The 4,274-nt window shown below is 43.4% G+C and carries 4 protein-coding genes; 2 read left to right on the top strand and 2 right to left on the bottom strand.

The window, feature by feature from the left end; translation table 11 throughout:
• Both mutS and PLH26_RS21825 read right to left on the bottom strand, forming a co-directional pair.
• On the bottom strand, positions 1-1,152 hold a 1,152-nt coding region (gene mutS, locus PLH26_RS21830), incomplete at its 3' end, for a DNA mismatch repair protein MutS (RefSeq protein ID WP_502876401.1).
• Positions 1,153-1,193: 41 nt separating this feature from the next.
• Positions 1,194-2,309, bottom strand: a complete 1,116-nt coding sequence (locus tag PLH26_RS21825) for a MutS N-terminal domain-containing protein (RefSeq protein WP_502876400.1) — start codon at positions 2,307-2,309, stop codon at positions 1,194-1,196.
• Positions 2,310-2,417: 108 nt separating this feature from the next.
• On the opposite strand from PLH26_RS21825, the gene PLH26_RS15885 reads away from it, so the two are divergent.
• Positions 2,418-2,981 (top strand): RNA methyltransferase, encoded by a 564-nt coding sequence (locus PLH26_RS15885; protein WP_324587014.1) that lies wholly within the window; start codon positions 2,418-2,420, stop codon positions 2,979-2,981.
• Positions 2,982-3,051: 70 nt separating this feature from the next.
• Positions 3,052-3,984: a UbiA-like polyprenyltransferase gene (locus PLH26_RS15880; RefSeq protein WP_324587013.1), complete on the top strand. Its 933-nt coding sequence runs from the start codon at positions 3,052-3,054 to the stop codon at positions 3,982-3,984.
• Positions 3,985-4,274 lie beyond the last annotated feature (290 nt).

Genomic DNA, 4,274 nt, shown 5'->3' with positions numbered 1-4,274 from the left:
ACCAAAGCTGTGCGTACTGCCGCCTGGCGCCAGCTTGCGGAGGAAGATAACTTTATTTCCCGCTTCTTTATTGGTGATGTGATAATTTTTTACCCTCGGTAATTTATTTTCCAGTTCATTCAGTTCATGATAGTGAGTGGCAAATAATGTTTTGGGTGCAAAGGGCGAATGATGTAAAAATTCAGCAATGCTCCATGCAATGGAAATGCCATCGTAAGTAGATGTGCCCCTTCCTATTTCATCAAGCAGTATAAGACTGGCAGATGAAATATTATTGATAATGCTGGCAGTTTCATTCATCTCCACCATAAAGGTAGATTCGCCCGCACTTAAATTGTCTGATGCACCTACCCTTGTAAATATTTTATCTGTTATGGGTATGTGTGCTGTAGCTGCAGGTACAAAACTTCCGGTATGCGCCATTAGGGTAATAAGCGCGGTTTGCCGCAGCAGCGCACTCTTACCGCTCATATTAGGTCCGGTGAGTATAATGATTTGCTGATCTTCCGGATCAAGCACAATGTCGTTGGCTATGTATTGTTCACCGGCCGGCAGATTGCGTTCTATTACCGGGTGCCGGCTTTCTTTCAGTTCAAGCCGACGACCTTCATGTAACTGCGGCTTTTTATATTTATATTGTAAGGCATTATTGGCAAAGCATATCAAACAATCTAATATAGCCAGTATGCTGCCGTTTACCTGCATAGGCGCAATATAGTCCTGGAGTTCTAATAATAATTTATCATACAGTTCCAGCTCTATCTGAAATATCTTATCCTCGGCGCCTGTAATTTTTTCTTCGTAATGTTTTAGTTCAGGCGTAATGTAACGTTCGGCGTTAGTAAGTGTTTGTTTGCGGATCCAGTTTTCCGGCACTTTGTTTTTATGGGAATTGGTTACTTCTAAGTAATAGCCAAACACGTTATTAAAGCCCACTTTAAGAGAGGAGATACCGGTAGACAGCGTTTCTTTCTGTTGTAATTCCAGTAAGTATTCTTTTCCGCCGGTGGCAATACCGCGCAACTCATCCAGTTCCCCGTGTACGCCTTTATTAATAATATTTCCTTTGTTGGCCTGTGCAGGAGGATTATCAATGATCTCCCTGTTGATTTTTTCCGCAATATAATGACAAGGGTTAAGGGCATCAGCCAGTCGTTTCAGGTAATCATTGCTGCTGTTGATGCAGGTGTTTTTTATTTGCTCAATATTTGTTTGATTTCCCTGGGGTTGATTTTCCTTAAAGAGATTTTACTCACTAACCGTTCCACATCTCCGCATTGTTTAATATGCTGGGCAACACTATTTCTGCTATCGGTTTCTTTAATAAAATGTTCTACCAGCTTCAGCCGCTCATTAATACGGCTCATATCTTTCAGGGGCAGCACAATCCATCGTTTCATTAAACGGGCGCCCATAGGCGAAACCGTATTGTCCATTACTTTTTGTAAAGTCTGGCTGCTGTCGGAACTGCTGCCCAGTAATTCAAGATTGCGGATGGTAAAACGGTCCATCCACAAATGATCGTCCTTATCAATGCGTTGCACCGAAGTAATATGCTGGAGGTTGGGATGTTCGGTATCTTTAAGATAATGCAATACGGCGCCAGCCGCCACAATGCCCGCATGCATATCTTCAATACCGTAGCCTTTAAGAGAATGCGTTCCAAAATGTTTCAGTAAACATTCTGTTGCATATGCCCTGTCAAACAACCAGCTTTCGAGGGTATAGGTGTAAAACTTTGCTCCAAAGATTTCTTTGAACTGTTTCTGAAAGCTCCGTTGAAAAACCACTTCCGCGGGCCTGAGGCTTTGCAGCAGTTTGTCGGCATATTCGGCATTGCCTTCCGCTACAAAAAACTCACCTGTAGAAATATCAAGAAAAGAAGTGCCGATTATATTTTCACCGAAGTAAACGCCGGCCAAAAAATTATTGCTGTTGTGCTCCAGCAGCTTGTCATTGGTAGCTACACCAGGGGTGACCATTTCCGTTACGCCGCGCTTCACTATGCCTTTGGCCTGTTTGGGGTCTTCCAACTGGTCGCATATGGCTACCCGGTAACCCGCTTTTACCAGTTTGTGCAAATAGGTATCCAGCGCATGATGCGGAAAACCCGCCAGCTCGGATGAGGTTGCAGCGCCATTGTTTCTTTTGGTTAAAGTAATGCCCAGTACCCGCGAGGTGATAATGGCATCTTCGCCAAAGGTTTCATAAAAATCGCCTACACGGAACAATAGGATGGCATCGGGGTATTTTTGTTTGATAGCCCGGTGTTGTTGCATTAAAGGTGTATCGGAACTTGCTTTTGCCATACAGGAGGGGCAAAAATAAGGAACTGCGTGGAATCCAGAGCCCGAATGTTCAATTCCTGAATTTGAATTTCAAATGTCAAATTTTCAATCCCCCGTTATCTTTGTGCCATGCGAAAACTAAGCATGGATGAACTGAACCGTAAAACAGTAGAAGAGTTTAAACAATCCGGTAAAAACCCTGTAGCAGTGGTGCTGGACAATGTGCGCAGCATGCACAATGTGGGGAGCGTATTTCGTACCGCCGACGCTTTTTTGATAGAATCCATTTGCCTTTGCGGGTATACGCCCCGGCCGCCACACAGGGATATTCATAAAACGGCATTGGGTGCAACGGAAACCGTTCATTGGGCATATTATTCTTCTACGATAGAGGCAGTATATGCATTAAAAAAGCAGGGATATGCCATTTGGGCTGTAGAACAGGCGGAAGGGAGTATAGAACTGGGTAAGCTCAATCGGGCAATGTTTGCGGGAAGCCGAATGATACAAAAAGTGGCGGTGATATTCGGTAATGAAGTGGGTGGAGTAGATGCAGAAGTATTAAAGCTTTGCGATGGCTGTATCGAAATACCTCAATCGGGTACAAAGCATTCTTTAAATATATCCGTGGCAGCAGGGATCGTATTGTGGGAACTGGTAAAGCTGGTGAACAGAGCTGTAAAAAAGGTATAAGCCTTTACTTTTAGTTCCATATTTATACCCTGTGCCCGGTAATTCCATTTACTGTTCATAACTTTGCAGTATGGCCCAGGTGAAGAGCTACCTTTCGCTGATCAAATTTTCTCATACCATTTTTGCAATGCCTTTTGCAATGATCGGCTTTTTTCTGGCGGTGCTTCAAACAGATTTTATTGTAAGGGACAACAGCATATCACCTTTCCCGGGATGGCGTGCTTCCGGTAGTTTGATTCACATATCCCCTGGATTGTTGTGGATCAGATTACTGCTTGTTCTGGCTTGCATGATCACCGCCCGGAGCGCTGCTATGGCTTTTAACCGGTATTTAGACCGGAGCTTTGATGCGAAGAACCCACGCACAGCAATAAGAGAGATCCCTGCAGGCATCATCAAGTCCAATCATGCTTTGTTGTTTACGGTATTATCGTGTGTGCTGTTTATGGTGAGCTGTTTTTTTATCAACAGGCTTTGTTTCTTTTTAGCGCCCGTAGCATTATTTGTGGTATTGGGCTATAGTTATACCAAGCGGTTTACTCCTCTATGTCACATTGTGTTGGGATTGGGATTGAGCCTGGCGCCAATCGGGGCTTACCTGGCAGTAACAGGACGATTCGACTGGCTGCCGGTTTTATTTTCTTTTACTGTTCTTTTTTGGGTGAGCGGTTTTGATATCATTTATGCTTTGCAGGATGAGGAATTTGATAAGTCGCAAAATCTTTATTCCATTCCCGTGGCTGTGGGTAAAAGAAATGCATTGCGGGTATCTGAAGTTATGCATGCCTTATCCGCTTTGCTCGTTGTTGCAGCGGGTATATACGGCGGTTTTGGTGTATGGTACTGGATGGGTGTATGTATTTTCGTGGGAATGCTTATTTACCAGCATTCCATCGTTAAGCCCGATGACCTGCGGAAGGTTAATGTGGCGTTTATGACAGCCAACGGTATAGCCAGCGCGGTATTTTCCGTTTTTGTGATCGGGGATATTTTTTTAAGATAATGTGCCGGGTATTTATCGGGTATTAAATCCTTCACCGTTATCAGATAAACGTTTTTTGTTTTTGATTGCACATAAAATAACCGATGTTTATCCCTGGGTTTTACTTTTCCTGGCAAATGTTGCGCCCTTATTATTTGGATTGGAGCTGGCGAAGTAAAATGATCAGTGTTTTTGGAGTTTTCAATCAGAAAGAACAGACACATAAACACAATAGAATAAAACCAGCCATGTGTACCTATGTATCTATGTGGTAAGGGAAGCCAAATACACCGACACCATAAAAACGTATG

It is taken from the genome of Agriterribacter sp., assembly GCF_035444585.1.
Classification (GTDB): domain Bacteria; phylum Bacteroidota; class Bacteroidia; order Chitinophagales; family Chitinophagaceae; genus Agriterribacter.
This window is presented reverse-complemented; position numbering and strand designations above follow the sequence as displayed.

Coding starts and splice junctions, on each gene's coding strand:
- PLH26_RS21825 (WP_502876400.1), bottom strand. CDS start 2,309: ATGGCAAAAGCAAGTTCCGATACACCTTTAATGCAACAACACCGGGCT.
- PLH26_RS15885 (WP_324587014.1), top strand. CDS start 2,418: ATGCGAAAACTAAGCATGGATGAACTGAACCGTAAAACAGTAGAAGAG.
- PLH26_RS15880 (WP_324587013.1), top strand. CDS start 3,052: ATGGCCCAGGTGAAGAGCTACCTTTCGCTGATCAAATTTTCTCATACC.